We start from the raw sequence: 25,024 nt of genomic DNA, 5'->3' as shown, positions 1-25,024 counted from the left end.
ACCGATCACCGCATCACCGCAGCGTCAACGTGACCTGCCCGGTCGCGACCCCGGACGGGTCCACCACCACCGTGTACGTGCCGGCGGCCGGCAGCGTCGTCCGGTCGATGTCACCAGCCCCATTGATCACACATCCGCTGGTGATCGGGCTGCCGTCGGGGGCGCGTAGCTCCAGCACACCGCACTGGTCGGGCAGGTCGGAGGCGGTCGCGGTCAGACTCACCGACGTCCCGGCGGCGGCGGTGAACCGGTAGCTCGTCACCGCCCCCGGCCGGTCCACGGTGGCGACGACCGGCGGACCGCCAACGGTGATCGTCGCCGCCCGGTCGCGGCTGCTGACCAGCCGCAGTGTGGTCGTGCCGGTGGTGCGTCCGGTCGGATCGACCACCACCGTGTACGTCCCGTCGGCGGGCAACAGCGTGCCGTCGATCTCGCCAACGCCGTTGATCACGCAGCCGCTGCTCAGCAGCCGGTCTTCGGTGTCGCGCAGTTCCAGCGGGGTGCACTGGTTGGGCAGTGTGCTCGTGGGCGCCTCGACGAAGACGCGCTCGCCCTGCTGCCCGGCGAACCGGTACCGGGCCCACGCGCCGGGCTGCTCCAGGGTCGCGGTGACCTCCGGGCCGTTCGCCTGCAGCGTGCCGTCGACGTCCCGGGCCACGTACACCCGGACGACGGCTCGTCCGGTGTCGCCGGCGGCGGCGGTGACCCGCACGGCGTACGTGCCGGTGGTGGTGAGGTCGACGCGGTCGATGTACCCGACGCCGCCGATGGCGCAGCCGGCTCCGAGCAGCCGGTCGGCCGGGTCGGTGAGCACGTACGGCGAGCAGCGGTCGGCCATCCCCGGCGCGCTGACGTCGACGAAGACGGCGTCCCCGGTGCGGCCGTTGAACGTCAACGGCTCGCCGCCCGGGGTGAGGCTGGCCGTGGCGATCGGCACGGCGCTGATCGGCGGGGCGGTCGGCGGGGCGATCCGTTCGGTGGTGGCCCCGGCGACGGCGAACTCACCACGCCCGCTGACGGCGACGTCGAAGACGCAGTCGGCGAGCGGGCCCGCGGCAGTGACGCCAGCCCACCGGCAGATCCGTTCGGCGGCGGCACGCCGGGCCGGGTCGAGGTCGGCGACGGTCACCTCCCGCTCGGGGAAGGTCCGGTCGGTGAACGTGCCGGTGTCCTCGCCGTCGCCGTACGGGAACAGCGAGCGGTCCTGGGTGAGCCGCCAACTGTCCGCGTACGACGGGTAGAGCGTGGCGAACGGCACGGGCTGGGCGAGGGCCGCGCTGCCGGCGGGGGCGATGTCGTCGGCCGGGTCGCCGTCGAAGTCGCCGAGCAGGCCGCGTACCTTCCCGGCCCGGCCGTCGGCGAGCCGGACGAGCACCCGGTAGCCGTAACGGCCGATCTGGTCCACCGCCGCCGCCGAGCCGTCCGGCCACGTCACGTCGTACCCGTCGGTCTCGCCGGTGTCGGACGGGCGGCGGGTGAGGTTGCCGCCGGCCAGGTCGGTCCGCTCCGGTGGCGCGGCGACCGGCGTGCCGTCGACGTGCACCCGGGTGGCGCCGTCGGTGAGGGTGAGCGCGACGCGGTGGACGCCGATCCGGAACGCGACCGCCGAGTTGACCGAGGCGGACCGGGAGCCCGTCATCGGCGACTGCCGGACCTGGACCTCCAGCGGGTCACCTTCGGTCGCGGCGACCAGGGTGAACTCGCCGACGGCCTGGAAGTCGTAGGCGACCCGGTCGAACGTGACCAGGTGCGGGTCGCCGTTGCTGCCGCCGCAGTCGGCGCCGTCCTCACACATCTTCACCGGCCCCTTCGGCGGGGGCGTCTTCTTCGGCGGCTTCTTGCACTCGTCCAGGCTCTTCGGCAGCGGCTTGCCCTTGTAGTCCTTGCGCGGCGGCAGGCCCTTCGCCGCCCGGTAACGGTTCTCCGCCAACGTCGCCCGCACCTCGGCGGTGGGAATGCCCGTGCTTCCGCACTCGCCCGGTGGCACCGCGTCGCGGGAGATGTCGTCGGCGTGGTTCAGCTCGTGGTAGAGCGCGGCGCACGGATCGCGGGCCACGCCGTCCTCGTACGGGTCGGTGGAGGTCGGATTCCAGGTGACGGTGGACGAGCCCTTGCCGTCGGGGCTGTCCGGCGTCTCGAACGCGCCGGAGCCGCCCGGGGTGGGGATGATCCGCACCTTCGGGCTCTTCTTGTCCTTCAGCCGGGGCAGGATGCCGGACGGGTCCCCGCCCGGCGCGGCGAACCCGCTCAGACAGCCGTCCACGGCGGCCTGGAAGTCGACGCCCTTGATCGGCACACCGGAGGTCGGGTCGACCGAGTAGTCGGCCCGCGCCGGGCGGGCCCCGCCGCCGACCAGCGCACCGACGGCCACCAGCAGCAGGACCACGGTGGCGGCGGTCGGCCGGCGGCGTACCCGCAGCAGGATCACCAGCGCGGCCAGGAGCAGCACCAGCAGCAGTACGCCGGCCGCCGGCCAGAGCCAGCGGCGACCGGACGCACCGCCGTCGCCGACCGTGAACGTGGTGCTCCGCAGGGCCGTCGCACCCGTGCAGGGGTCGACCGCGCCGGTGACCGGCAGTGGCACGTAGCCGGCCGTCACCTCGTACCGGCCGGGAGCGCCGACCGGCCAGAGCGAGTCGAGACCGCCGCCGTCCCCGGTGGCCGCCACCGAGCGGAGCACGACCTCGCCGGGAGCGTCACCCAGCCGGATCCCGGTGAGCGTCACGGTCGCCGTCGCCGCGGGCTCGACAGTGGTCAGACCGGCGGTGGCCGCCGCGGCGATCCCGTCGTCGTGGAAGCTGCGGGCGAGCGTGGGCGTGAGATCGCGCCCGTCCCGGCGTACCCCGGTTATCTGGACGGTGCCGACGGCCGTGGTGGGCAGCGCGCACGCCGACCCGGTGGAGTTCGTGACGGTGAGGTCCAGGCGGACCTGGTCACCGGCGCGGTAGTCCGCCTGCCCGGGCCGCAGGGCCAGGCCGAGGCCGTCGCCGTCGGGCGCCGCGGCGGCGCTCGCCGCCCCGGCCACCAGGGCCGTCACGAGTACGGCGAGTCCGGTAGCCGATCGAAGCGTCCACCTCATGGTGGGGACTGTAGGGGCGCGGCGACGGGATTCCCGCGCTCTGTCGGGGACCGGTCGCCGTGGAGGTAGGGCCTGCCCCACCGGCGACAGTCCCGCTCACCGGCTGTCACCTGGACCGGCCGCTTCATAGCCTGCGAACAGGTTCTCTGTCGCTTACGGGGGTAGTCGTGAAATTCTCCAGCAAAGACCCGCCAGTCGTGCTCGCCGAGCTGCCCGGGACGTCCTCCCGGATCGCCGACGTCGACGCCCTGCGCGCCGTGGCACTGCTGCTCATCCTGCTCGTCAACATCGCCTTCTTCGCCTCCGGCTACCCCTTCCACCTGGTTCCCGATCCCGCCCACGACTCATGGGGTGACCAGGCGGCACTGTGGTCGGTCGAGCTGCTGTTCGCGATGAAGGCGTATCTGCTCTTCGCCTTCCTGTTCGGCTACAGCTTCACCCTCCAGCTCGACTCCGCTGCCCGGCGCGGCGTCGACATCGTCCCCCGGTTCCGGCGACGGTTGGCCGGGCTCTTCGTCCTCGGCGTCCTGCACGCGGTGCTGCTGTTCCAGGGCGACATCCTGACCACGTACGCGCTTCTCGGCCTGGTGCTGCTCGCCATGCGACGAGTCGCGGTCGGAACCGCGCTGCGCGCAGCCGTACTGCTGACCGCCGGGATCGGTTTCGTCCTCGCGCTCGCGGCCGTCGGCGGAACCGAACTGGTCACCGACCCGGCGGCGGCGCTCGCCGCGGGGCAGCGGTCCACCGAGGCGCTACAGGGCGGGCTCGGATCGGTGATCGCCGAGCACGTACGCCAACTGCCGGCGATGGTCGGCACGCTCCTCGTGCAGGGGCCGCTCGCCCTCTCGGCGTTCCTCTTCGGGTACGCGGCGGGGCGTCGCCGGCTCCTCACCGACATCGCCGGGAACCGGCAGCTCCTACGCCGGGTACAGCGCGTGGGCTATCCGGTCGGCCTGGCCGGCGCCGTGGTCTTCGCCTCGGGTGGAGGCACCGGCAACCTGACCGGAGTGACGGTGGGCGTCCTGACCGCGCCGCTGCTCGCGGCCGCGTACGCCGCCACGCTCCTGGAGTTCTTCGCGACCGACCGGGGACGACGGGTCGTGACCGTGCTCGCGCCGGCCGGACGGATGTCCCTGTCCAACTACCTGGGTCAGTCGGTGCTCTGCGTACTGGTCTTCACCGGCGTCGGCCTGGGCCTCGCCGGTGCCGTCGCGCCCCCGGTCGTGCTCCTCGTCGCGGTCGCGATCTATGGCGTGCAGGTCGCAGCCAGCGCGGCGTGGATGGCACGGTTCCGGTACGGGCCGGCGGAGTGGCTGTTGCGGGCCTGGACCGAGCAGCAGTGGCCACGGTTGCGAGTCGCCGACCACGTATGACGGACGGTACTCGCGCCTTGCTTGGTCACTTCGCAGCCGATCCGCGGGCGTCAAAGCGCGTCGCCGGCTCGCCGACCCGAGGTTGCGGAGGCGGCACCAGCAGATCGACCGCCGCCTGTCGCATCATCTCGACCGCAGACGTCATCCCGTAGCGGCGGTCGAGAATTTCCAAGATGTCCTCTTCGGCCTGAACCCGACCCAGTCTGCCGGAGCGTTTGGCTATGGCAGCCACGGCAGCGCAGGCTCTAACCGGATCAAGGGAGACGGTATTGGCTGCGAACTCTTTGGGCGAGAGCACCTGCAACCCGCGAGGCAACTTACCCGGAGGCAGGTCTCGCACGTTAAGCGTAATGACAGCGCCGGCGTTGGCGACAACCGCGGCAGCAACGAGATGCTCATCGTCGGGGTCGGGCAGGCCGTAGGTACCTTCCAGACCCTCCCACCCACCGACCTCCGCATCGTCGAAATGCTGTCTGATCTGCTCGATGCGCTTGGCGGCCTCGTCAGCTTCATGCCCTCGCTCGATCAACTTTGCTCTCTGCTCGTATTCCAACTCCTCGAGCACGACCGAATTCCACACAGGCCGATACAAGCCCTCGATCGCAAGGGATAGAAGAAAGTCGCGTTGCAGGTCTGGCCAGAGAACACAGGTGTCGAGAAGGGCCGTGAACACTGGCCTATTCTGTCAGGCCCTTGCGGCGTCGTGCGACTGCGCGACGCGTTTCGCGCAGTCGCCGCGTCAACGCGTCGAGGTCTTCCTCGTCATCAATGTCCACTGAGGTTGCTTCAAGCGCGGCGTACTGGTCAGCCCTGCGCTGCGCCCGGTACGCAAGCAGGTCGGGGAGAAGGATGCGTCGGTGAGTCCCCAATCGCTCAAACGGAACCTTGCCCTCGTCAAGCAACTTGACGACCGTCGGTCGACTGACTCCGAGCAGGTCGGCGGCTTGCTGGGTTGTCAGCTTCAGCGTCCGCGGAGCCACAGTCACCGCAAACCCCTGCTGGAGCGCCTCGACAACCTGGCGAAGCGCCCCGTAGACCTCGGCTGGAAGCTCGACGCGGTCACCTGGGGTGGCTCCGGCCAGGAAGTAACGTGGTGCGACCGGCCCCCGTCCCGTCCGCTCGTGGGCCTGGATGAAGTCGTGGACCTGGGCAACCTGCCCATCAGCTTCTGGCAGGTACGTCTCTTCCTTCAGTGCAGCCGCAGTCATGACGCCTCCTAGTCGAAATCATCGTAACCACCTTCGTTTCTTTCGTCCACGAAACGGATGAGACAGGCCGAGGGCAACCCGCGATGGACTAGCGCCAGATCCGCCGAACATGAGACTGTCTATGTAACTCAGTGCGTTCCTATAGCTACATCTAGCGATGTAGGTGGTTTCGATGGAACAGCTTCCGTTGTGGGGACCGAGCACCGACGACGAGCCAAAGCCAGTCCTGGCACGACCAGCAAGACTTCGCCTCCTGATCACAGTGAAGGCGGCCCCCAACCCCTCCGCCCGGTACGGGGAGACGGTTTGCGTCGGGGCACTGGGCCTGGACCCGCCCTGGACGGGGTGGATCCGCCTCTATCCCGTGCACTACCGGGATCTCGACGACGACAGCAAGTTCCACAAGTACGACGTCATCCACGTTGAGGCGCTGCCAGCCAGGCAAGACCAGCGGCGCGAGAGCTGGAAGCCGATCGTGGACACGATCACGACCGAGCGGCATCTTGCCAGTCGGCAATCGCGTCGGAGTCTCCTCGATCCACTCGTCGAAGACTCCATGTGCCGGCTCAACAAGCAGATCCGTGAGGATCCGAGCGGACGATCGATCGCGTTGATTCGCGCGGTTGACATCTCAGCTCTACAGGTCAAGCGACATCCCGGCTGGTCAGCGGAGGACCGCAAGAAGATCGAGGGCTACCTCAACCAGCTCGATCTGCTGGAACCGACCAAGCGCAGCGCACTTCAAGCACCACGCTTCACTGGTGCGTACCGCTACCGTTGCGCGGACCGCCATTGCCGCGGCCACCAGCAGACCCTCTGGGACTGGGAGTTCGTCGCCCTACAACGCAGGCTGGACCGACTCACCGACGCGGAGGCTGCGGAGCAGCTGAGAGACAAGTTCCTCACCCAACTCTGCGGGGCTGACCGCGACGTCGCCTTCTACGTAGGCAACCAGGCGGCACGACCGCAATCCTTCAGCATCGGCGGTGTCTACGCACCGAGACGGCCCGCAGCTCGACACCGATCGCACGTCAACCGATGAGTTCGGCCAGCACGTCGGCATGGCACGGGTCCTCAGTGCGGCACCAGCACGCCAACTGCTTCCCCGTGAGTTCCCGCCGCGCTCGATCAACAAGAGCAGGCTGCCCCACAAGCCATTGCCGATAGAGGCGTAACGCCTCCGCCCGATCATGCTGCCGCAGGCTGAACGGATTGGCCCACGGAGAACGTCGCAACCCGAACCCCTGCCGTCCGACGTACACGGCGCCAGGCGGCACAACCGGGTGGTAGAGGTCTCCCCGCACGCGAACCCGCCGACGTCCCCCCACGCCACCACCGTAATCGTCGACACCCGGCCCTCGCGAGAATGCTCGAGGAAAGTCGGTCGCTCCGGTCCTTCGACTTTTCGACCCGTGCCCACCGCCCGTCGCACGCGAAAAAGGCCCCGACCCGGTAAATCAACCCGGTCAGGGCCTTGCTCGTTTGGTGCGCCGCCAGGGACTCGAACCCCGAACCCGCGGATTAAGAGTCCGCTGCTCTGCCAGTTGAGCTAGCGGCGCTCGTTCGGCAACGGAGAGAACATTAGCACCCCGCCAAGGCGGGCTCCAATCCGGTTACCCGACTCCCCCCTTCGGTCGAGCTTAACGGGCATACAGCCACAAACCAGCCCTCGGGCCTGGGACGGGGGCGTGGGTCGGGCCACTGATACGGCACGATGTCCGCCAGGTACGCGAGAACAGAGGTGGGGATGGCACGGTTCACGCGAGCCGGGGCGGTGGTGGGCGCTCTGACTCTGGCGGCGTCGCTGGCACTGACCGGGTGCGGCGACGAGCAGAAGAAACCGGAATTCGTCGGCGGGACGTCGGCGGATGCGGGTACCGCACCCGACTCGGCCGCCCCGTCGACGAGCGGCGAGCCCAGCGCGCCCAGTGGGCCGGCGCTGACGCTGAGCCCGGCCGACGGCACGAAGAACAAGCCCGTGAGTACGGAGATCAGCGCCAAGCTGCCGAGCGGCGGGAAGGTGTCCGCGGTCACCCTGACCGCGGCCGGCGGCGCGACCGTGGAGGGCAAGCTCCGCGCCGACGGCTCGGCCTGGGTGCCGTCCGCGCCCCTGAAGTGGGGTACGAAGTACACGGCCGCGGTGACGGCGAGCACGCCGGACGGCACGAGCAGCCAGGGCACCAGCTCCTTCACCACGATGGCCAAGCCGAAGTCGACCATCGGGTCCGGCCTGTACCTCTTCGACGACAAGAGCTACGGCGTCGCGATGCCGGTGGTGACCGAGTTCCACCCGGGCATCCCCAAGAAGGACCGGGCGGCGGTGCAGAAGCGGATGTTCGTCAAGACCGACCCGCCGCAGCCGGGCGCCTGGCACTGGGTCGACAACGGCACGCAGGCGTACTACCGGGCGCCGGAGTACTGGAAGCCGGGCACCACCATCAGCGTCCGGATCGCGTTGGCGGGGGTGCCGCTGAGCAACGGCAGGTACGGCGACATCGACCGCAAGGCGACCGCCAAGATCGGCCGGTCGTTGGTGATGAAGGTCGACAACGCCACGAAGAAGATGTCGGTGTACGAGAACGGCGCGCTGACGCGCACCATCCCGGTGAGCCTGGGCAAGAAGAGCACCCCGTCGTCCAGCGGCACGATGGTCGTGATGGAGAAGAAGGAAGCCACGGTCTTCGACACCCGTGACGATCCCGATCCGGCCAACCGCTACGTCACCGACATCCAGTTCGCCCAGCGGCTCACCTGGGGCGGCGAGTACATCCACGCCGCACCCTGGTCGGAGCACGTGCAGGGACGGCAGAACGTCTCGCACGGCTGCGTGAACGTGTCGACGGCCAACGCCAGGTGGCTGTTCGACAAGACGCGGATCGGTGACCCGATCACCATCAAGGGCACCGAGCGCAAGATCGCCGCCGGCAACGGCTGGACGGCGTGGAGTCTGAGCTGGTCGGAGTTCATCAAGGGCAGCGCGCTGCCGGTACCCAAGGGTGGATCCGGCCCGGCGCTCTGAGCGTCCGGCGTCGTCGCGCCGGCCCTGCCGATGGCACGGGCCGGCGCGTACCCTTGCACTGCCCGCGACGTGACGGCGGCGGCGACCCTTCGGCTTCGACAGGAAGACGAACCCTAATCACGAAACGCCGGATAGTAACAAAAATCCGACATCGTGCGCGGCGTGTTCCTGCCCACCCGCGGCAACCAGGACCGGTTCTGACACGTCTTTAGGAGACGATGGGTCAGCGACCACGACTGTGAGGACATCATGCGAGCTAGCCAGGACCAGCTGATCCCGCCCCGCGGGCGACGCCGCGTGCTCGCGGCGGGACTCCTCGCCGTGGCGTTGGCCTTCACCGCCGGCTGCACCGACGGCGACGGCGGTGGCGGCAAGCCGTCCTCGTGGCAGGGCGGGGCCGAAACACCCGCGCCCAAGGCGTCGGCGACCATCGCCGAACCGGCGGCCGACGCCAAGGACGTCCCCGCCTCCACCGGCATCACCTTCACCACGCAGGATGCCCAGGAGACCGCCGTCGAGCTCAAGGACGCGGCCGGCAAGGCGGTCAAGGGGACCCTCGCGGCGGACGGCAAGTCGTGGTTGCCGAGCGAAGCCCTGGCGTACGGCACCAGCTACACCGCCACGGTGACGGCCACCGGCGACGACGGTCGGCCGGCCACCGCGACCAGCACCTTCACCACGATGGCCAAGCCCGACAAGCAGGTCCGGGTGAGCAGCTTCCTCGGCGACAACCAGCAGGTCGGTGTCGGGATGCCGCTGATCGTGAAGTTCAGCCGGGACATCCCGGAGGATTACCGCGACGACGTGCAGCGCCGCATGACGGTGACCTCGACGCCGGCCCAGCCGGGCATCTGGCACTGGGTCAGCCCGACCGAGGTCCGGTACCGGCCGAAGGAGTTCTGGAAGGCGAACAGCAAGGTCTCGTACCGCGTCCAGGCGGGTGGCCTGCCGATGGGCGACGGCTACTACGGCCGCGCGGACCTGTCGGTCGACATCAAGATCGGCCCCAAGCTGATCATGACGGTCGACAACAAGACCAAGCGGATGACGGTGACCCGCGACGGCAAGGTGATCAAGACGATCCCGGTCAGCCTGGGCAAGAAGAGCACCCCCTCGTCCAGCGGCACCATGATCGTGATCGAGAAGCTGCGCAAGACGGTCTTCGACACGTTCGAGGAGCTGGGCCCCGAGGACGGCTACCGCACCAAGATTGACTTCGCGCAGCGCCTCACCTGGGGCGGCGAGTTCATCCACGCGGCCCCCTGGTCCGAGGGTCAGCAGGGCAGCGTCAACGTCTCGCACGGGTGCGTGAACGTGTCGATGGCGAACGGCGACTGGCTGTTCAAGAACACCGAGGTCGGTGACCCGATCACCGTCAAGGGGACCGAACGCAAGCTCCAGAACGGCAACGGCTGGACGGACTGGAACATGAGCTGGGACGAGTACGTCAAGGGCAGTGCCCTGCCGTACGACCCGGACGCCCCGGCGGCCCCGGACGCCGCCGGCACCCCGTCGCCGACGCCGACGAGCTGAGCCGAGAGGCTGATCCACTCCAGGTCGGCGATGTCGGGGTGTCCGGGCGGCTGGATACCCGCAGATCGGCGACCTGGAGTGGATCAGCCAGGCGCGCGGCCCGCACAAACAGCTCAGGCCCCCTCCGAGGAGGGGGCCTGACTATTGGGGTGACTGATGGGAATTGAACCCACGACAACCGGGACCACAACCCGGTGCTCTGCCAACTGAGCTACAGCCACCACGCCTCCGACACTCGGTCTGTCGCCCCGGGCGTCGTGCGGACCAATAATAGCCCCACCACCGCGCACGGCGTCCAGCGGGTTCCCCGCCGGCCGAGCGGCGCCGGATCAGAGCTCGGCGGCGATGCCCTTGGCGGTCTCGACGTCCGGGCCGGGCAGCGGCACGAAGATGGTGCGCCGGTAGTACTCCAGCTCGCGGATGCTCTCGCGGATGTCGGCGAGCGCCCGGTGCGCCAGGCCCTTCTGCGGCTGGCCGAAGTACACACGGGGGTACCAGCGGCGGCAGAGTTCCTTGATCGACGACACGTCGATCATGCGGTAGTGCAGGTGCGCGTCGAGGCGGGGCATGTCCCGGGCGATGAAGCCGCGGTCGGTGGCGATCGAGTTGCCGCACAGCGGCGCGGTACGCGGGTCCTTCACGAAGGTGCTCACGTACTCCAGCACCCGGTCCTCGGCCTCGGCCAGGGTGACCGCCGACCGACGGACCTCCTCGGTGAGGCCCGACTTGGCGTGCATCGTCTGGACGATCTCCGGCATCGCCTCCAGCGCCGCCTCGTCGGCGTGGATCACCACGTCGACACCATCACCGAGCACGTTGAGGTCGGGGTCGGTGACCAGTGCCGCGACCTCGATCAGCTTGTCACTGCCGAGGTCCAACCCGGTCATCTCACAGTCGATCCAGACGAGGAGGTCAGCCACCGGGACAGCCTACGCGCAGCCCACGCCCCGCTGCTGCGCGCTCTTCAGGGGGTGGACCGCTAGGGTTTCTCAAGTGCCAGCCGAACCCATCGCACCGCCCGCCGTCACCGACGACGATCCCGGTGGCCGTACGGTCCGTCGGCTGGTCGCGATCGTGGCGCTGGTCGCCGTGCTGCCCGCGCTCTACCTGCGCAACCTGGTGCACAACTTCTTCGATCTGAAGATCTACATGTCGGCGATGGACTGGTGGACGGCCGGTCACCCGCTCTACGACTACGTCCAGCCGGACCGGGTGCAGGGTGAGTTGTACTTCACGTACCCGCCGTTCAGCGCCCTGTTGTTGTGGCCGTTCGGACTGCTCCGGCTCGGCGTCACCGTGACGATCTTCACGGTGCTCACGGTGGCGGCGGTGGTGCTGACCACCCGGTGGCTGGTGATGCCCGTGATCGTCCGCCATGACCTGCCCCGCACGTTCACCGTGACGGCCGCCGTGCTGCTGGTGCTGGCGGTGGAGATCACCCGCGAGACGATCACCCTCGGGCAGATCAACATGCTGCTGGTCGTGCTGATCCTGGCGGACCTGTTGTTCGCCGTACCGCAGGCGCGGCGCTGGGCCGGGGTCGGCATCGGGCTGGCGACGGCGCTCAAGCTCTTCCCGGGCATCTTCATCGTGTACCTGGTGGCCACCCGCCGGTGGCGGGCCGCCGCGGTGGCGAGCGTGACGGCGGCGGCGGCGACCCTGCTGGCGGCGGCGGTCGCGCCCGGCGACTCCTGGCGGTTCTGGACGCAGGAGCTGTGGGACACCGACCGGGTGGGACGCACCGACTATGTCGGCAACCAGTCGGTCTTCGGTCTGCTGAGCCGGTTCACCGCGCCGGAGAAGCCGGACCGGCTGCTGTGGTTGGTGATCGTGGCGGCGGTGGCCGGCTACGGACTGTGGCGGGCTGCCCGGGCCGCGCGGGCTGGTCACGCGTTGACCGGCCTGACCCTGACCGGCCTGGTCGGTGCTCTGATCAGTCCGATCACCTGGACCCACCACATCTACTGGTTCGTGCCGGCGGTGGTGCTGCTCGCCGACGCCGCGCTCAGCGCGAAACGCCCGGACGAGGCACGCCAGCGGTGGTGGTCCGCCGCGCTCGCCGTGGGCACCACCGCCGTGATCGTCTACGGCGTGGTGACGTTCCAGAAATGGGGTACGGCGCCGGTCCGCACCCACGATCCGGTCGACTTCGTCCTGCAGAACCCCTACGTCCTGCTCAGTCTGCTGCTGCTGGTGGCGCTGCCGGTGCGCGTGTACCGCCCGGTCCGCACGGAGGAAAATTCGCGCCAAATGGACACAAGTCCTCAGTAATGTCCATCGCCGCTAATCTGAACCCATCTACCTCAAGCGTCGCTCGGGTAGCACCGCTCCCCCGGTGAGAGTGGCCCTTCGCGTCGGCAGCGCGAAGGGCCACTTGCCACGTCAGTCCTCCGGCGTCGGCCGGGCCGGCTCCGCGCCGATCGCCGACCGGGACCACTCGGACACGCCGGAGCCGACCGGGGCGAGCTGTCGTACGGCCGGCACCGACCGGACGGGATGGGGATCGCGGACGCCCAGGCCGCTGAGCGACGTGACCCCGAGCCGGCCGGCGAGGACGGGCACCTGGTCCGGTTCGACCACGAAGACCACCTCACGCGGACGCGGTGGGCGCAGCAGGAGCAGCACCGCGCACGCCACCAGCAACACCCCCGCCACCAGCAGTCCCCAGGCGACCGGGCCGACCCAGCCGGCCCGCAGCTCGGCGCGCAGCTCCAGCGTCAGGTCGGCACGGCCGTCCGGGCGCATCACCACCAGGCTCATCGGCTCGCCCGCGAGGTCGTCGGCGCTCCACTCGACGGTGCCGATGCCCTCGCGTACCCAGAACGGAAGGCCCAGCGGCGGGCGGACCGCATCGACGGCCGGGGCCACGGGTGGGACCGCGGCTTCCAGACGGACCGGCAGCGGCCCCCGGGCCAGCGCCACCCGGCGGACCGAGGCGTACGGCACGGACTCCAGCCAGTGGCGCACCTCGGCGGTCGGCGCGAGCCCCACGAACGCCGGGCCGTCGGGCGTCCGGGCGTCGAGCCGCAGACGGGTCTGCGTGCCGCGCGCGAAGGGCGCCTCCCGCCGCAGCAGCCGGTCGAGGTCGGTGACCACGACCGCGTGGCCCGGTGTGCGGACGGTTTCGAACCGGGCGGCGTAGGCCCCACCGGGATCGGTGTGCCGGGCGACCAGCCACAGTCCGCCGCCGGCGAGCAGCGCCGGAATCCCGATGACCAACAGCAGCATTCCGGCGATCACCCGCACGAACCGCATTCGCACTGTCCCCCTCCGTAGCCAGATACCCGGCCGACCTTACCGACGTACGCCCGCTGATCAGGGGATATCCACGGCACGGCCGCTCCCGGCCCGGGACGCACGCTGGCCCGCCGGATTTCCGGCGGGCCAGCGGGTGAGCGACGGGATCAGGACTTGGCGGCCGGCTCCCGGCGGGTCCGGGCAAACGCCAAGCCGCCCAGTGCCAGGCCGGCCAGGCCGGCGACGAGACCCGCGACGCCGAGGCCGAGGGCGACGCCGTCGCCCTCGTCGTCGTCGTCCTTGTCGGCGACGGCCACGGCGGACGGCGCGGCGGCCGACGCCGTCGGCGCGGCAGCCGTGAGGGTGAGCACCGGGGCGGGCTTCTCCGGCTCCTCGCCGCCCGGCTGCGGCTCGTCGATCCAGCGCGAGACGTTGCCGTCGGAGTACGTCTGGAGGGTCTTGAAGACCATCGTGTCGACCTTCGGCAGCGGCCCCATCGAGACGCCGAACTCCTGGAACTGCCCCGGCTTGACGGCCGCGTCACCCGTGGCCGTCCAAGTGATCTTGGAGACCGCCTCGGTGAGCTGGCTGCCGTGCACCTCGATCGGCGGCTCCACCTTGCGCTTCTCCGTCGCCACCGTCCAGCCCGGCACCGGGATGGTCGACACCGAGCCGACCGGGGCGTTCTCCGGCAGCACCACCTCGAGCTTGGTGGTCGAGGCGGTGTCGCTCTCGTTGGGCACCCGGAACGCCACCCGGGCGTAGCCGCCCTGGGTCGCCTCCTTCGGGTTCACCGTGACGTGGGCGGAGGCCGGACCGGCGAAGCCGAGCACGGCGGTGGCGACGGCGGTCAGCGCCAGGGCGGCAGCGGCGGATGCGGTACGCCGGAGTCGGGTCATGGGTGTCGTGGACCTCTCTAACGGATGGGCACGGTGGCGGTCACCGTGGCCTGGTCGATGTCGGTCGTGCGAGCGGTGATCTTCAACTGCCACTCGCCGGCGGCCGGCAGGCTGATGTCGCCGTACGCGTGGTTGTCGGTCAACGGCAGCAGCGGCACGTCGATCGGCTCGATACCGGCCGACGGCAGCGCGGCGGTCGCCCGCCACTCCACCACCGGCAGCGGCAGGTTGTCCTTGCTGTACGCGTACAGGTGCACCGAGTTGTTGCCCCGCTCGGCCGGGCTCAACTCGACCTGCATCGAGAAGAGCGAGCTGTTCAGGGTGGTGGAGAAGAGGCCCGCCTCGACGCCGGAGGAGTCGGCCGCCGCCGTCCGCGCGGGCGCGGTCTGCACCAGGGTCGCGGACACGGCCAGCACCACGGCGGTGACGGCCAACTCCACCAGGACCGCCCGGCGCACCGGCGCCGGTCGCTGCGCGGCCACCCGCCGACGGACCAACTGCCGGGAGTACGCGGCCACGGCGATCACGATCGCGAACAGCCCGATCTTGGCGAGCAGCAGCCGCCCGTAGGTGGTGCTGAAGAGCGCGTCGAGGGTCGCCACCTCGATCAGCGCCTGCACGGTGCCGGCCAGCAGCAGGGCCGCGACGGCGAGCGCGGCCCAGCGCGACCAGATGGGCAGGATCGCGCCCAACTCCCGCTCGTCGGCCTGGCGCAGCAGGAAGACCGCGAGCATGAGCAGGCCGCCCAACCAGACCGCCATGCTGCCCAGGTGGACCGCGTCGACCACCACGGACACCGCCGGCGCCGGGGAGGCGGCCGGGTGCCCGGCCAGCGGCCAGGTCAGCAGGGCCGCCCCGCCGAGCAGCGCCAGGATGATCGCGTCGGTACGGCCGGCCGGACGTTCCAGCAGCGGCCGCAGCAGGAACGCCGCCGCGGCCAGCAGGCCGAGCCGGACCAGGTGGGCCGCGCCGAAGGTACTGCCGAAGACGCTGCCGAACCCCGCGCCGGTCACGTCGAAGAGGCCACCACCGGCGGTGTAGGGCACCTGCAACCACAGGTCGGCGAGAGTGGCCAGCGCCGTCAGGCCGAGACCGGCCCAGGCCAGCCGGGCGGGCCCCCGCCGGGAGAGCCGCCGGGGCCAGAGCGCGGCGAGCACCAGGACCGGCCCGACCAGCAGCACCAGACCGGCGTACCCGAGGAACCGGGCCACCTTCACGGCGGTGCCCACCACCGGGTTGGCGCGGCTGTCGTTGCCGGAGTCAACCGGCGGCGTCGAGGGCGCGCCGACCGAATAGGTGAACGCGCCGGAGACCGGGTGGCTGTCGGCGGAGATCACCCGGAAGCTCACCAGGTAGGTGCCGCGCCCGGCGGCCGGATCCACCGGAATGGTCACCACCGCGCCCGCGAACGACGGCTCACCCCGGTCGGCCCGGGAGCCGTCCGGAGCGATCACCCGAACCTTGTCGGGGACCTTGCGGACCGACTCGCTGAAGGTGAGCACCACCTCGGATGGGCCGTTCGGCACCACCGAGGAGGCGGCCGGGCTGCTGCTGGACAGCACCGCGTGGGCGCTGGCCGGGGTGGCTGGCGCGATCAACAGGGCGACGACGGTGACCAGGAGGCCGGCGGCGGCAGCCAACCGGGCGGCCCAGCGGCGGGGGGCGACAGTCATGCCTGCCATGGTCGCCGACCCCAGTGGATCTCGGCGAACCGAGTCGGGCGAACGGCTCAATTCCGCTCAGCCGCCATCGCCGCGCGGGAGAGGTCGCGTGTCATGAGCAGGTAGTCGGCTGACGACGGGGAAAAGTTCCCGACGTGTCGCAGACCATCCAAGGGCCGAAGGACCCTGACGCCGCACCCGACGCCGCGTAACCTGGTTTGTCGTGATCCCCGTCCCGCGCGACACCGGCCCCGCCGGCCCCACCGGTCCGTCCGGTGACGCCGGCCCGGACCCGGCGACCGAGTCGGCCCTGACCGCGCGCGACGGCGACCCCACCGCCCAGGCGGTGTTCGTGCGGTTGACCCAGGCCGAGGTCTGGCGCTTCACCGCCGCCCTGGTCGGCCCGGACAGCGCCGACGACCTCGCCCAGGAGACGTACCTGCGGGCGTTCAAGGCCCTGCCGGCGTTCGAGGGCCGGTCCAGCGCCCGCACCTGGCTGCTCGGCATCGCCCGGCGCGCCTGCGCCGACCACCTGCGCACGGTGGTCCGCCGACGTCGCCTCGACGAGCGACTGGTCGCGAACGCCCACACCGACCGTCCGCACCCCGACCACGCCGGGCAGCTCGGCGCCGACGACCTCGTGCGGCGGCTGAGCCCCGAGCGACGGGCGGCGTTCGTGCTCACCCAACTGCTCGGTCTCTCGTACGCCGAGGCCGCCGCCGTCGAGGGAGTGCCCGTGGGCACCATCCGCTCCCGGGTCGCCCGAGCCCGCGACGAGCTGGTCGCGGCGGTCGACGACGCCCGCACCGGCTGAGCCGGGAACTTCCGGCTGAGACGGAACGACAAATGAGCGTGACTGCACCCCCCACGCGGGTCGGCCGTTGGGCGGCTGTCCGGCCCTGGCTCGGCACGGCGGCCCGCCTCGGCCTCGCCGCCGTCTGGCTCGTCGCCGGGGCGTCGAAGGTCGGTGACCTGGCCGCCTCGGGTCGGGCCGTGAACGCGTACCAGGTGCTGCCGTACGACGCCGCGACCGTGATCGGCGCGGCGCTGCCCTTCGTCGAGCTGGCCCTGGGCGTGCTCCTGCTGCTCGGTCTGGCCTCCCGGCTCACCGCGGCGATCTCGACCGCCCTGCTGCTGGTCTTCATCGCGGGAATCTCCTCGGCCTGGGCGCGTGGCCTGGCCATCGACTGCGGCTGCTTCGGCAGCGGCGGGCAGCTCGCCGAGGGGCAGGCCCCGAGTTACCTCCCGGAGATCCTGCGGGACCTGGGATTCTTGGTACTGGCCGGATTTCTGGTGGTGTGGCCGCGTACGCCCGTATCAGTGGACGGCTGGCTGTCCGCCGAACCCGCCATGGAGGACGAGGATGAGTAGTCGCAAGGGTCAGCGGGACGCGGCCCGGGTGGTCCGCGAGCAACTGGCCCGCGAACGACGTCGCCGCCGCACGATCTGGGTGTCCGCCGCCGCCGTCGCGGTACTGGTCATCGCCGGACTGATCGGCTGGGGCGTCTGGTCCAACCAGCGCTCGGACAGCTTCACCACGCCGCCCGGCGCCAACGGGCCCGGCACCGGCATCGTCACCGGCGGCGGCCCGGTCACCGTCGACGTCTACGAGGACTTCCTCTGCCCGGTCTGCAACCAGTTCGAGCAGAGCAGCGGCGCGACGTTGGAGCAGTTGGCGTCCGAGAACAAGGCGAAGGTGGTGTACCACCCGGTCGCCTACCTCAACCGCTTCTCCAGCACCGAGTACTCCACCCGCTCGTCGGCCGCGTCCGGCTGCGCGGCGGCCGGCGGCAAGTTCCGCGAGTACGCCAAAGCGCTCTTCGCCAAGCAGCCACCCGAGGACAGCGCCGGGCTCAGCGACGACGAACTGATCGACATCGGCGTCGGCGTGGGGCTGGACCGGGGCTCGTTCGGCGGCTGCGTGAAGGACGGCACGTACAAGACGTGGACCGAGCACGTCACCGAGGAGGCCAGCCGCAGCGACGTCACCGGCACGCCCACCATCCTCGTCAACGGTCAGCCACTCGCCGACCGCACCCCGCAGGGCCTCACCGCAGCCGTGGCGGCGGCCGGCAAGTGATCCGTACCGTCCTGGCGCGCGCCGGCCTGATCGCCGCCGCCGCGTGCGCGGCGACGCTGCTCGGCGCGGCGCCCGCCGCCGCACACGGCGCGGACGCCCCGGACGGCACCGACTACCGCGCCCGCGTCAGCGGCGTCACGCCGGCCCGGCCCGGTCTGACGGTCCGGGTCATCGAGGCGGGCGCACGCCTGGAGCTGACCAACCGCACCGGCCGGGCGGTCGAGGTGATCGGCTACTCCGGCGAGCCGTACCTGCGGATCGGTCCCGACGGTGTCTTCGAGAACACCCGCTCCCCCGCCACGTACCTCAACCGCACCCTCGCCGGCGACACCGCGCTTCCGGCCGACGCCGACCCGGCCGCCGCACCGTCCTGGCGGCGCATCGCCGACGGGACCACGGCACGCTGGCACGACCAACGGGCACTGTGGCCGGAGTCGACGCCGCCAGCGGAGGTACGCGCCGCGCCGGAGCGCGAGCACCGGGTCCGGGACTGGACGGTGCCGCTGCGCGACGGCACCGACCCGCTGACGATCGGCGGCACCCTGGACTGGGTGCCGCCGCCGGACGCGTACACCTGGTGGGCGGTGAGCATCGTCGGCCTGCTCGCGGTGGGTGCGCTCGGCCTGTTCGCCGCCGCCTCCACCGCCGGTGCGCGGGCGCTGGCCGTACTCGGCGCGTTGCTCGTCGTCGGCGGCGCGGTAGCGGTCGGCTATCCGGTGGGACGGGAGATCGACGCGGGCGCCCAGGGCGTCGGTGGGGTGCTGTCCGGGCTGCTGTCCGGGCAGATCTGGTCGCTGCTCACCGGCCTCGGCGCGGTCGCCGCCGGCTGGTACGCGCTGCGCAGCCGCCCCGCGGCTGACTTCGCGGTGGCGCTGGCCGGGGCCTGCCTGGCGCTCTTCGCCGGGGTGGCGAACGCCGCCGTGTTCGCCCGGTCCGTCGCCCCGGTGCCCTGGTCGCCCGGGGTCGCTCGGGTCATGGTGGCGGCGTTCCTGATCACCGGCGTCGGCGCAACAGCCGCCGGCGTCCTACGCCTACACGCGGCCTCCCGGGCCGCCGCCCTCACCCCCACCCCCTGACCTCCCGCGATCTTGCAGTTTGTGTCGCCGAAGTACCGGCATTCGCGGCATCTGTCGGGCCAGCAAGTGCAAGATCGCGGGACCGGGGTGCGGGGGTCAGAGGTGTGGGGTGAAGCCGTACGGGAGCTCCAGGCGGTGCTTCGCCAGTAGGGGGGCGTCACCGAGCAGCGTGCGGGTTGGGGCGTCCGCCGCGATCCGGCCGCCGTCCAGGATCACCGAGCGCTCGCACAGCTCCGCCGCGTACGGCAGGTCGTGGGTGACCATCAGCAGGGTCACCGGCAGGCCCCGCAGGATCTCGGCCAGCTCACGGCGGGCCGCCGGGTCCAGGTTCGACGACGGCTCGTCCAGCACCAGGATCTCCGGGTGCATGGCCAGCACGGTCGCCACCGCCACCCGTCGGCGCTGCCCGAACGAGAGGTGCTGCGGGGCTCGGGCGCGGTGCTCGCTCATCCCCACGGCGGCCAGCGCCTCGTCGACCCGGGCCGCCAACTCCGCCCCGCGCAACCCCAGGTTGGCGGGCCCGAACGCCACATCCTCCGCCACCGTGGGCAGGAAGAGTTGGTCGTCCGGGTCCTGAAAGACGATGCCCACCCGGCGGCGTACCTCGGCCAGCGTCGCCCGGTCCGGAGTGACCGTCAGCCCGCCGACGCTCACGCTGCCCTCGGTGGGCGTGAGGATGCCGTTGAGGTGCAGCACCAGCGTGGTCTTGCCGGCGCCGTTGGGACCGAGCAGCGCCACCCGGTCGCCGCGCGGCACCGCCAGGTCCACGCCGTGCAGCGCCACGTGCCCGTCCGGGTACGCGTACCGAACACCACGAACGTCCAGCGAGAGGGCGGTCTGCACGACTCCGATCATGTCAGCACGACGGCGGTCGCGGCGATGGAGGCCGCCACCACCGGCACGGTCGCCGCGACCAGCCACTGACCGGCGGTCGCCGCGCCGTCGCCCTGCCACACGGCGGGCATCCGCCCGGTGTAGCCCCGCGACAGCATCGCCAGGTAGACCCGCTCACCGCGTTCGAAAGCGCGCAGGAACAGCGCGCCGATGCCGGCGGCGAAGCCACGCAACTGCCACAGGAAGCGCGGGTCGTCGCCCCGCGAGATGCGCGCCACCCGCATCCGCCGCGCCTCGCCGACCAACACGTCGAGGTAGCGCAGCATGAACGTGGCGATCTGGGTGAGGATCTGCGGGCAGTGCAACCGGTCCAGCCCGACGATCAGGTCGCGGGTGGTGGTGGTCGCGGCCAGCAGCAGCGAGGCGAGGACGCCGAGGGTGCCCTTGGCCAGGATGTTCCACGCGCCGTGCAGGCCGTCCTCGGACAGCCGCAGACCCAGCACCTCGACCCGCTCGCCCGCACCGAGGAACGGCAGCGCGACCGCGAACAGCACGAACGGCACCTCGATCAACGCGCGGCTGAGCAGCCAGCGCGGCCCCACCCGGGCCAGCGCCGCCACCAGCGCCACCAACAGGGCGTACGCCCCGAAGGCCCAGAACGCCTCGCGCGGAGTGGCCACCACGGCGATCGTGAAGACCACCATCGCCACGATCTTGACCTCGGGTGGGAGCCGGTGCACCGGCGAGGCCGACTCGCGGTACAGCACGTGCCCGTGACCGGCGCCCATCGCGTACCCCCTGCTCAGTCGCTCGTGCCGGTGCGGCCGTGCCCAACGGCGACCGCCGCGCCCTCGGCGGACGTGCCCCCGTCGCCCGTGGCCGGCGCGGTGTCCCGGCGGCGCAGCAGCCAGAAGCCGCCGAGGCCGATCGCGAAGGTCACTAACACGCCGAGCACCCCGGAGAGACCGGTCGAGAGGAAGCTGTTCTCCACCCCCCGTACGCCGTAGTCGGCCAGCGGGCTGTCGCCCAACTCGTGGTCCCTGGCCTGCTGCGCCGGGCAGCTGCCACCGACGATGTTGTCGTCGGCGTCGACGGTGCAGCCCTTGAGCAGGGAGGAGTCCAGCCCGTCCGGGTGCGACGAGGCGTAGTTGCTCACCACGCCGGCGAGCAGCAGGGCGACCAGCAGGCCACCGGCCAGAAAGGCCCAGGAACGGTTCTTCATCGGACACCTCCGGTGACCGGGACGGCGGGGGTGGTGGTCGGGGTACGCAGGGAACGCAGCGCGTACACCAGGTCGGGGCGGACCTTCGCGACGGTGAGCACGGTCGTCGCGGTGATCAGGCCCTCGCCGATGCCGATCAGCACGTGGACGCCGGCCATCGTGCCGGCCAGACCGGCCAGGTTGTTGCCCAGGTCGGTGGTGCCGCCCAGCCAGTACTCCACGACGAAGCCCTGGGACGCGACCACCACGCTGACCAGGGCCGCGACGAACGCGGTCACCGCCAGGCCCGCCCGCGTGCGGGGCAGCACCCGCAGCAGGACCGAGATCAACAGGTACGCGGCGGCGGTGCCGAGCAGCGCCATGTTGGTGATGTTGAGGCCGAGCATCGCCACCCCACCGTCACCGAAGATCAGGGCCTGTACGACGAGGACCACGGCCACGCAGAGCGCACCGACCCACGGGCCGACCAGCATCGCGGCGAGCGCGCCACCGAGCAGGTGACCACTCACGCCCGCCGTGAAGATCGGAAAGTTGAGCATCTGCACGGCGAAGATGAACGCCGCCACCAGGCCGGCCATCGGGGCGAGCCGGTCGTCCAGGTCCCGCCGGCCACGCAGGACGCAGTAGGTGAGCGCGACGAGCGCGAGCGCAGCGAAGATCGCCGCCACGGGACCGTCGATGATCCCGTTCGAGATGTGCATCGCCAGTGTTTCCACGCGACCTCCCACGCGTCAGCGGACCCGTCCGGACCCGGCGGGGGTCAGCCTATTTCCTACGACTTGTTGTTGCCAGACTCTGGCAACAACGCATGGTCTTGATCACTTCGGTCGACCCCGGTTTCCCTGATGTCGCGGTGTCCGCGGCTCGGGGACACCGCGCTTTCCAGGAACACGAGCCGGCGCGCGCCGGCGACGCGGGGCGCGCACGCCCGGCGGTAGGGTCAGGGCCATGACCGCGCCCGATCGTCTCTCCCCCGGTGACCCCGCGCCCGAGTGGACCCTGCCCACCGACACCGGCGACCAGCTCTCCCTGGCCGACCTGCGCGGCCGCAAAGTGGTCCTGTACGCCTACCCGGCCGCGATGACCCCCGGCTGCACCAAGCAGGCCTGCGACTTCCGCGACTCGCTCGCCTCGCTCCAGGCGGCCGGCTACGAGGTGGTCGGCGTATCCCCCGACAAGCCGGCGAAGCTGGCCAAGTTCCGCGACCGCGACGCGATCACGTTCCCGCTGGTGTCCGACGCGGACAAGGCGGTGCTCACCGCGTACGGCGCGTACGGCGAGAAGCAGCTGTACGGCAAGACCGTCACCGGCGTGATCCGCTCCACGTTCGTCATCGACGGCGACGGCAAGATCGAGCGGGCGCTCTACAACGTCAAGGCCACCGGGCACGTCGCCAAGCTCCGCCGCGACCTCGGGCTCGACTGAGACTGTCCCACCGGACCGCTACCGTGCGTCAATGGTCCGATACAAATACACACCGGAGCTGCTCGCCGAGGCGGCCGCCGCCGCCCGCAACATCACCGAGGTGATGCGGATGCTCGGCGTACGCGTCAGCGGCGGCTCGCACGCGCACATCAGCCGCCAGTTGAAGAAGTTCGGCATCGACACGTCGCACTTCACGGGCCAGGCGCACAACCGAGGCGTGCGGTGGCGGCGGCTGTCCCCCGTCGAGCTGATGGTCGTACTACCCGATGGCTCTCGCCGGATCCCTGGGTTCCGCCTCAAGCGCGCCCTGGCGACAATCGGCCTTCCCGAGACCTGCGAGATGTGCGGGACAGGATCGTCATGGCAGGGACGACCACTGACACTGCACGTCGATCACATCAACGGCGACTTCCTCGACAACCGGCCCTGCAACCTGCGGCTGCTATGCCCGAACTGCCACAGCCAGACCTCCACCTACGCTGGGCAACGACGGGCTGCACCCATCGCGCCCGAGGTGGTCTACGATCCTGAGGCGGTTACTCCAACGGGTTTTCGGATAGGCCGACGACTACCTCGTCGACCAGAATGGCCGTGGACGCCGGTGGAGTTCAGTTTCAAGGGGCCGTAGCCCAACGGCAGGAGGCATGCGGTTTAGGTCCGCACCAGTGCGGGTTCGAATCCCGTCGGCCCCACAACAGATCGGTTGTCGACCGCGTCACGGTGGTGGGCCACGAGCCCGGTCGACCGGTCAGGATGGGCGCCGTGACTCTGCGCTTCGTCCTGGATCCCGAGCTGACCCCTCGGCTGCGCGCCGAGATCGTCGCCCTCTGGGTGGACGTCAGCAACGCCGGCGGCGCGGTGGGTTTCGTGCCACCGGTGACCGCCACCGACGTCCGTACGATCGCCGACCCGACGTTCGCGGGCGTCGCCGACGGGCCGGACCGGCTCCTGGTCGGATACGACGGTGACCGGCCCGTCGCGGTGCTGGTCTTCCGCGACAACCGGTTCGGGCTCAAGGCGCACTGGTGTGTGCTGAAACGGGTGATGGTCCACCCGGACCAGCAGGGCACGGGCTGCGGGTCGGCGCTGATGCGCGAGGCCGCGCGGCTGGGCCGCGAGATGGGCCACGAGGCGCTGCACGTGACGGTGCGCGACGGGTTGGGGTTGGACGGGTTCTACCGCCGCCTCGGATACCGGGAGATCGGCCGACTGCCGGGCGCGCTGCGGGTGGCGCCGGGCGACGACCGGGACGAGATCCTCATGTGGCTGGACCTGACCCCGACCGACTGAGGGACCGGAGCGCCGCGCAGGGCTCAGCCGCACCAGCGGGCGGTCGCCCCGGCGGGTCGCGTGGAGGGCCCGTCGGCGGCCGGGGTGGCCGGCGCGTTCGCCACGGCCACCTTGTCGGCGCGGCGGGCCGGTGTCGGCGTGCCGTTGGGTCGGGCGACCGGCGGACGGGTCGTCGTAGGCGGACGCGTGGTCGCGGCGACGACGCCGCGCTCGTACATTCGCACCACGCTCGTCTGCACCTGGCCCGGCGTCATGCGGATGCCGGACACGGTGACCCGGTGTCCGTACACGTCGCTGACCCGCACGCTGTACGGGCCGGGGCCCGCGCCGGAGGCCAGCAGCCAGTAGTTGTAGTCCTGCCGGGCGGTTGCCCGCCACGGGCCGCTGGTGCCCTGGCGCACCTCGACGGCGCGCAGCGGGTTGCCGTGGTTGCCGATCCGGACGGCGAACCAGAACTGCGACGCGCCCTCCTTGATGCGGAAGGTCAGCGGGCCGGGCAGCGGCGGGTTGACGGCCGCGCGGTAGGTGACCTGGACGAGCCCCTGGACCGGGTCGGCGATCCGGGCGAACGCCTCCCGGGACAGGTCGAGGTGTCCGGGCTCGCACTCCGGGCACTGGTCCATGATCAGGACCCGGACGGCGCCCTTCGGGCCGGTGACGTCGAGGAAACCGCCGCAGGCGGCGCCTGCGGCGTACTCGGTGGGGCCGAGGGCGACGTAGAGCCGGTTGGCCGGCGCGGCCGGGTTCGAGCAGTTGCCGCCGGCGCCCTTGGAGTCGTAGAAGGTGGCCTTGCCGCTGTGGGTGGCGGTGCCGGTGGGTGGCGCGGCGGCGAGGGTCCGCCCGGCGGCGCAGGCCGGGGTGGAGCCGGACCGCAGGGTCAGGGTGAGTCCGAGGGCCGCCGCGAGCACGGTGACGCCGGTGGCGACCAGCCAGGGCATCGGGCCGGACGAGGACGCGGGCCGGTCGTCCGGAACGCGGTCCAGGTCGAGGTCGATGTCGACGTCCTTGACGGCGAGGGCGGGATCCTCGACGCCGCCGGGAGCGCTTCCGTCGGTCACGTCGCGATGCTGCCGGAACGGCGTACGGCC

General features: G+C 71.2%; 24 protein-coding genes, 3 tRNA genes and 1 pseudogene. 13 read left to right on the top strand and 15 right to left on the bottom strand.

What is annotated here, in order from left to right:
- Nucleotides 1-13: 13 nt before the first annotated feature.
- Entirely contained in the window at nucleotides 14-3,079 is a 3,066-nt protein-coding gene (locus AB0B55_RS20960) for a VWD domain-containing protein (protein ID WP_357173101.1), read from the bottom strand.
- A gap of 167 nt (nucleotides 3,080-3,246) precedes the next feature.
- On the opposite strand from AB0B55_RS20960, the gene AB0B55_RS20955 reads away from it, so the two are divergent.
- On the top strand, nucleotides 3,247-4,452 hold the full coding sequence (locus tag AB0B55_RS20955) for a DUF418 domain-containing protein (RefSeq protein ID WP_357173099.1): 1,206 nt from the start codon (nucleotides 3,247-3,249) through the stop codon (nucleotides 4,450-4,452).
- 25 nt (nucleotides 4,453-4,477) lie between these two features.
- Here AB0B55_RS20955 and AB0B55_RS20950 read toward each other — a convergent pair whose 3' ends face one another.
- Both AB0B55_RS20950 and AB0B55_RS20945 read right to left on the bottom strand, forming a co-directional pair.
- Nucleotides 4,478-5,125 (bottom strand): PIN domain-containing protein, encoded by a 648-nt coding sequence (locus tag AB0B55_RS20950; protein ID WP_357173096.1) that lies wholly within the window; start codon nucleotides 5,123-5,125, stop codon nucleotides 4,478-4,480.
- Nucleotides 5,126-5,129: 4 nt separating this feature from the next.
- Nucleotides 5,130-5,660: a helix-turn-helix domain-containing protein gene (locus AB0B55_RS20945; RefSeq protein ID WP_357173093.1), complete on the bottom strand. Its 531-nt coding sequence runs from the start codon at nucleotides 5,658-5,660 to the stop codon at nucleotides 5,130-5,132.
- Nucleotides 5,661-5,832: 172 nt separating this feature from the next.
- Here AB0B55_RS20945 and AB0B55_RS20940 point away from each other — a divergent pair, with 172 nt between their 5' ends.
- The gene (locus AB0B55_RS20940) at nucleotides 5,833-6,702 is read left to right on the top strand and encodes a hypothetical protein (RefSeq protein ID WP_357127572.1); all 870 of its coding nucleotides are present in this window, start codon (nucleotides 5,833-5,835) and stop codon (nucleotides 6,700-6,702) included.
- Here AB0B55_RS20940 and AB0B55_RS20935 read toward each other — a convergent pair.
- Together AB0B55_RS20935 and AB0B55_RS20930 are read right to left on the bottom strand one after the other, a co-directional pair.
- Nucleotides 6,692-6,937, bottom strand: coding sequence for a DUF4326 domain-containing protein (locus AB0B55_RS20935; RefSeq protein ID WP_355052179.1), 246 nt, complete (start codon nucleotides 6,935-6,937; stop codon nucleotides 6,692-6,694). The two genes, AB0B55_RS20940 and AB0B55_RS20935, sit on opposite strands and share 11 nt — an antisense overlap.
- 206 nt (nucleotides 6,938-7,143) lie before the next feature.
- Nucleotides 7,144-7,219, bottom strand: a tRNA-Lys gene (locus AB0B55_RS20930).
- Between the two features lie 188 nt (nucleotides 7,220-7,407).
- On the opposite strand from AB0B55_RS20930, the gene AB0B55_RS20925 reads away from it, so the two are divergent.
- Nucleotides 7,408-8,679, top strand: coding sequence for an Ig-like domain-containing protein (locus tag AB0B55_RS20925; protein ID WP_357173090.1), 1,272 nt, complete (start codon nucleotides 7,408-7,410; stop codon nucleotides 8,677-8,679).
- Nucleotides 8,680-8,928: 249 nt separating this feature from the next.
- Nucleotides 8,929-10,212 carry an Ig-like domain-containing protein gene (locus tag AB0B55_RS20920; protein ID WP_357173087.1) on the top strand — a complete coding sequence of 428 codons (1,284 nt, stop codon included), beginning with the start codon at nucleotides 8,929-8,931 and terminating at the stop codon, nucleotides 10,210-10,212.
- 145 nt (nucleotides 10,213-10,357) lie between these two features.
- On the opposite strand, the gene AB0B55_RS20915 is transcribed toward AB0B55_RS20920, so the two are convergent.
- Nucleotides 10,358-10,433 (bottom strand) — tRNA-His (locus tag AB0B55_RS20915).
- 108 nt (nucleotides 10,434-10,541) lie between these two features.
- Entirely contained in the window at nucleotides 10,542-11,132 is a 591-nt protein-coding gene (gene orn / locus AB0B55_RS20910; RefSeq protein ID WP_308195323.1) for an oligoribonuclease, read from the bottom strand.
- 73 nt (nucleotides 11,133-11,205) lie between these two features.
- Here orn and AB0B55_RS20905 point away from each other — a divergent pair, with 73 nt between their 5' ends.
- Complete coding sequence (locus AB0B55_RS20905; protein WP_357127585.1) at nucleotides 11,206-12,483, top strand: glycosyltransferase 87 family protein; 1,278 nt, start codon at nucleotides 11,206-11,208, stop codon at nucleotides 12,481-12,483.
- A 171-nt stretch (nucleotides 12,484-12,654) separates the two neighbouring features.
- Here AB0B55_RS20905 and AB0B55_RS20900 read toward each other — a convergent pair.
- The 3 genes and pseudogenes from AB0B55_RS20900 to AB0B55_RS20890 all read right to left on the bottom strand — a co-directional run.
- Nucleotides 12,655-12,939, bottom strand: a pseudogene (locus AB0B55_RS20900) (hypothetical protein); the annotation flags it as partial.
- Nucleotides 12,940-13,616: 677 nt separating this feature from the next.
- Nucleotides 13,617-14,348: a YcnI family protein gene (locus tag AB0B55_RS20895; protein ID WP_357173085.1), complete on the bottom strand. Its 732-nt coding sequence runs from the start codon at nucleotides 14,346-14,348 to the stop codon at nucleotides 13,617-13,619.
- 17 nt (nucleotides 14,349-14,365) lie between these two features.
- A complete protein-coding gene (locus AB0B55_RS20890) occupies nucleotides 14,366-16,030 on the bottom strand; it encodes a copper resistance protein CopC (RefSeq protein WP_357173082.1) in 1,665 nt (554 codons plus the stop codon).
- Between the two features lie 202 nt (nucleotides 16,031-16,232).
- Here AB0B55_RS20890 and AB0B55_RS20885 point away from each other — a divergent pair, with 202 nt between their 5' ends.
- From AB0B55_RS20885 to AB0B55_RS20870, 4 genes are read left to right on the top strand one after another with little or no spacing between them, the layout of a single operon-like run.
- Complete coding sequence (locus AB0B55_RS20885) at nucleotides 16,233-16,823, top strand: sigma-70 family RNA polymerase sigma factor (RefSeq protein ID WP_357127593.1); 591 nt, start codon at nucleotides 16,233-16,235, stop codon at nucleotides 16,821-16,823.
- Nucleotides 16,824-16,855: 32 nt separating this feature from the next.
- Nucleotides 16,856-17,380 carry a MauE/DoxX family redox-associated membrane protein gene (locus tag AB0B55_RS20880; RefSeq protein ID WP_357173079.1) on the top strand — a complete coding sequence of 175 codons (525 nt, stop codon included), beginning with the start codon at nucleotides 16,856-16,858 and terminating at the stop codon, nucleotides 17,378-17,380.
- Nucleotides 17,373-18,089 (top strand): thioredoxin domain-containing protein, encoded by a 717-nt coding sequence (locus AB0B55_RS20875; RefSeq protein ID WP_357127599.1) that lies wholly within the window; start codon nucleotides 17,373-17,375, stop codon nucleotides 18,087-18,089. The genes AB0B55_RS20880 and AB0B55_RS20875 overlap by 8 nt, the downstream gene beginning before the upstream one ends.
- Nucleotides 18,086-19,165, top strand: coding sequence for a hypothetical protein (locus tag AB0B55_RS20870; protein WP_357173076.1), 1,080 nt, complete (start codon nucleotides 18,086-18,088; stop codon nucleotides 19,163-19,165). Before AB0B55_RS20875 ends, AB0B55_RS20870 begins: the two co-directional genes overlap by 4 nt.
- Nucleotides 19,166-19,261: 96 nt before the next feature.
- On the opposite strand, the gene AB0B55_RS20865 is transcribed toward AB0B55_RS20870, so the two are convergent.
- From AB0B55_RS20865 to AB0B55_RS20850, 4 genes are read right to left on the bottom strand one after another with little or no spacing between them, the layout of a single operon-like run.
- A complete protein-coding gene (locus AB0B55_RS20865) occupies nucleotides 19,262-20,020 on the bottom strand; it encodes an ABC transporter ATP-binding protein (RefSeq protein ID WP_357127605.1) in 759 nt (252 codons plus the stop codon).
- A complete protein-coding gene (cbiQ, locus tag AB0B55_RS20860; protein ID WP_357127607.1) occupies nucleotides 20,017-20,787 on the bottom strand; it encodes a cobalt ECF transporter T component CbiQ in 771 nt (256 codons plus the stop codon). The genes AB0B55_RS20865 and cbiQ overlap by 4 nt, the downstream gene beginning before the upstream one ends.
- 14 nt (nucleotides 20,788-20,801) lie before the next feature.
- Nucleotides 20,802-21,221: a PDGLE domain-containing protein gene (locus AB0B55_RS20855; RefSeq protein ID WP_357127610.1), complete on the bottom strand. Its 420-nt coding sequence runs from the start codon at nucleotides 21,219-21,221 to the stop codon at nucleotides 20,802-20,804.
- Complete coding sequence (locus tag AB0B55_RS20850; RefSeq protein ID WP_357127613.1) at nucleotides 21,218-21,937, bottom strand: energy-coupling factor ABC transporter permease; 720 nt, start codon at nucleotides 21,935-21,937, stop codon at nucleotides 21,218-21,220. The genes AB0B55_RS20855 and AB0B55_RS20850 overlap by 4 nt, the downstream gene beginning before the upstream one ends.
- A 232-nt stretch (nucleotides 21,938-22,169) precedes the next feature.
- On the opposite strand from AB0B55_RS20850, the gene bcp reads away from it, so the two are divergent.
- The 4 genes from bcp (at nucleotide 22,170) to AB0B55_RS20830 (ending at nucleotide 23,936) form a co-directional block, all read left to right on the top strand.
- On the top strand, nucleotides 22,170-22,646 hold the full coding sequence (gene bcp, locus AB0B55_RS20845) for a thioredoxin-dependent thiol peroxidase (RefSeq protein WP_357173073.1): 477 nt from the start codon (nucleotides 22,170-22,172) through the stop codon (nucleotides 22,644-22,646).
- Nucleotides 22,647-22,677: 31 nt separating this feature from the next.
- Nucleotides 22,678-23,274, top strand: coding sequence for an HNH endonuclease signature motif containing protein (locus AB0B55_RS20840; RefSeq protein WP_357127619.1), 597 nt, complete (start codon nucleotides 22,678-22,680; stop codon nucleotides 23,272-23,274).
- A tRNA-Leu gene (locus AB0B55_RS20835) sits at nucleotides 23,265-23,338 on the top strand. The genes AB0B55_RS20840 and AB0B55_RS20835 overlap by 10 nt, the downstream gene beginning before the upstream one ends.
- Nucleotides 23,339-23,408: 70 nt before the next feature.
- The gene (locus AB0B55_RS20830) at nucleotides 23,409-23,936 is read left to right on the top strand and encodes a GNAT family N-acetyltransferase (RefSeq protein ID WP_357173070.1); all 528 of its coding nucleotides are present in this window, start codon (nucleotides 23,409-23,411) and stop codon (nucleotides 23,934-23,936) included.
- A 23-nt stretch (nucleotides 23,937-23,959) separates the two neighbouring features.
- On the opposite strand, the gene AB0B55_RS20825 is transcribed toward AB0B55_RS20830, so the two are convergent.
- Nucleotides 23,960-24,994 (bottom strand): expansin EXLX1 family cellulose-binding protein, encoded by a 1,035-nt coding sequence (locus AB0B55_RS20825; RefSeq protein ID WP_357127625.1) that lies wholly within the window; start codon nucleotides 24,992-24,994, stop codon nucleotides 23,960-23,962.
- Between the last annotated feature and the right edge of the window lie 30 nt (nucleotides 24,995-25,024).

It is taken from the genome of Micromonospora sp. NPDC049107, assembly GCF_040648595.1.
Taxonomy (GTDB): Bacteria; Actinomycetota; Actinomycetes; order Mycobacteriales; family Micromonosporaceae; genus Micromonospora.
The sequence above is the reverse complement of the archived record's forward strand: the minus strand, read 5'-3'. Positions and strand labels throughout refer to the sequence as shown.

What these genes read in the sequence shown, in the direction of transcription:
- AB0B55_RS20840 (WP_357127619.1), top strand. Translation starts at nt 22,678, where the DNA reads ATGGTCCGATACAAATACACACCGGAGCTGCTCGCCGAGGCGGCCGCC.
- AB0B55_RS20945 (WP_357173093.1), bottom strand. Translation starts at nt 5,660, where the DNA reads ATGACTGCGGCTGCACTGAAGGAAGAGACGTACCTGCCAGAAGCTGAT.
- AB0B55_RS20875 (WP_357127599.1), top strand. Translation starts at nt 17,373, where the DNA reads ATGAGTAGTCGCAAGGGTCAGCGGGACGCGGCCCGGGTGGTCCGCGAG.
- AB0B55_RS20855 (WP_357127610.1), bottom strand. Translation starts at nt 21,221, where the DNA reads ATGAAGAACCGTTCCTGGGCCTTTCTGGCCGGTGGCCTGCTGGTCGCC.
- AB0B55_RS20865 (WP_357127605.1), bottom strand. Translation starts at nt 20,020, where the DNA reads ATGATCGGAGTCGTGCAGACCGCCCTCTCGCTGGACGTTCGTGGTGTT.
- AB0B55_RS20925 (WP_357173090.1), top strand. Translation starts at nt 7,408, where the DNA reads ATGGCACGGTTCACGCGAGCCGGGGCGGTGGTGGGCGCTCTGACTCTG.
- AB0B55_RS20960 (WP_357173101.1), bottom strand. Translation starts at nt 3,079, where the DNA reads ATGAGGTGGACGCTTCGATCGGCTACCGGACTCGCCGTACTCGTGACG.
- AB0B55_RS20940 (WP_357127572.1), top strand. Translation starts at nt 5,833, where the DNA reads ATGGAACAGCTTCCGTTGTGGGGACCGAGCACCGACGACGAGCCAAAG.
- AB0B55_RS20920 (WP_357173087.1), top strand. Translation starts at nt 8,929, where the DNA reads ATGCGAGCTAGCCAGGACCAGCTGATCCCGCCCCGCGGGCGACGCCGC.
- AB0B55_RS20880 (WP_357173079.1), top strand. Translation starts at nt 16,856, where the DNA reads ATGAGCGTGACTGCACCCCCCACGCGGGTCGGCCGTTGGGCGGCTGTC.
- cbiQ (WP_357127607.1), bottom strand. Translation starts at nt 20,787, where the DNA reads ATGGGCGCCGGTCACGGGCACGTGCTGTACCGCGAGTCGGCCTCGCCG.
- AB0B55_RS20890 (WP_357173082.1), bottom strand. Translation starts at nt 16,030, where the DNA reads ATGGCAGGCATGACTGTCGCCCCCCGCCGCTGGGCCGCCCGGTTGGCT.
- AB0B55_RS20895 (WP_357173085.1), bottom strand. Translation starts at nt 14,348, where the DNA reads ATGACCCGACTCCGGCGTACCGCATCCGCCGCTGCCGCCCTGGCGCTG.
- bcp (WP_357173073.1), top strand. Translation starts at nt 22,170, where the DNA reads ATGACCGCGCCCGATCGTCTCTCCCCCGGTGACCCCGCGCCCGAGTGG.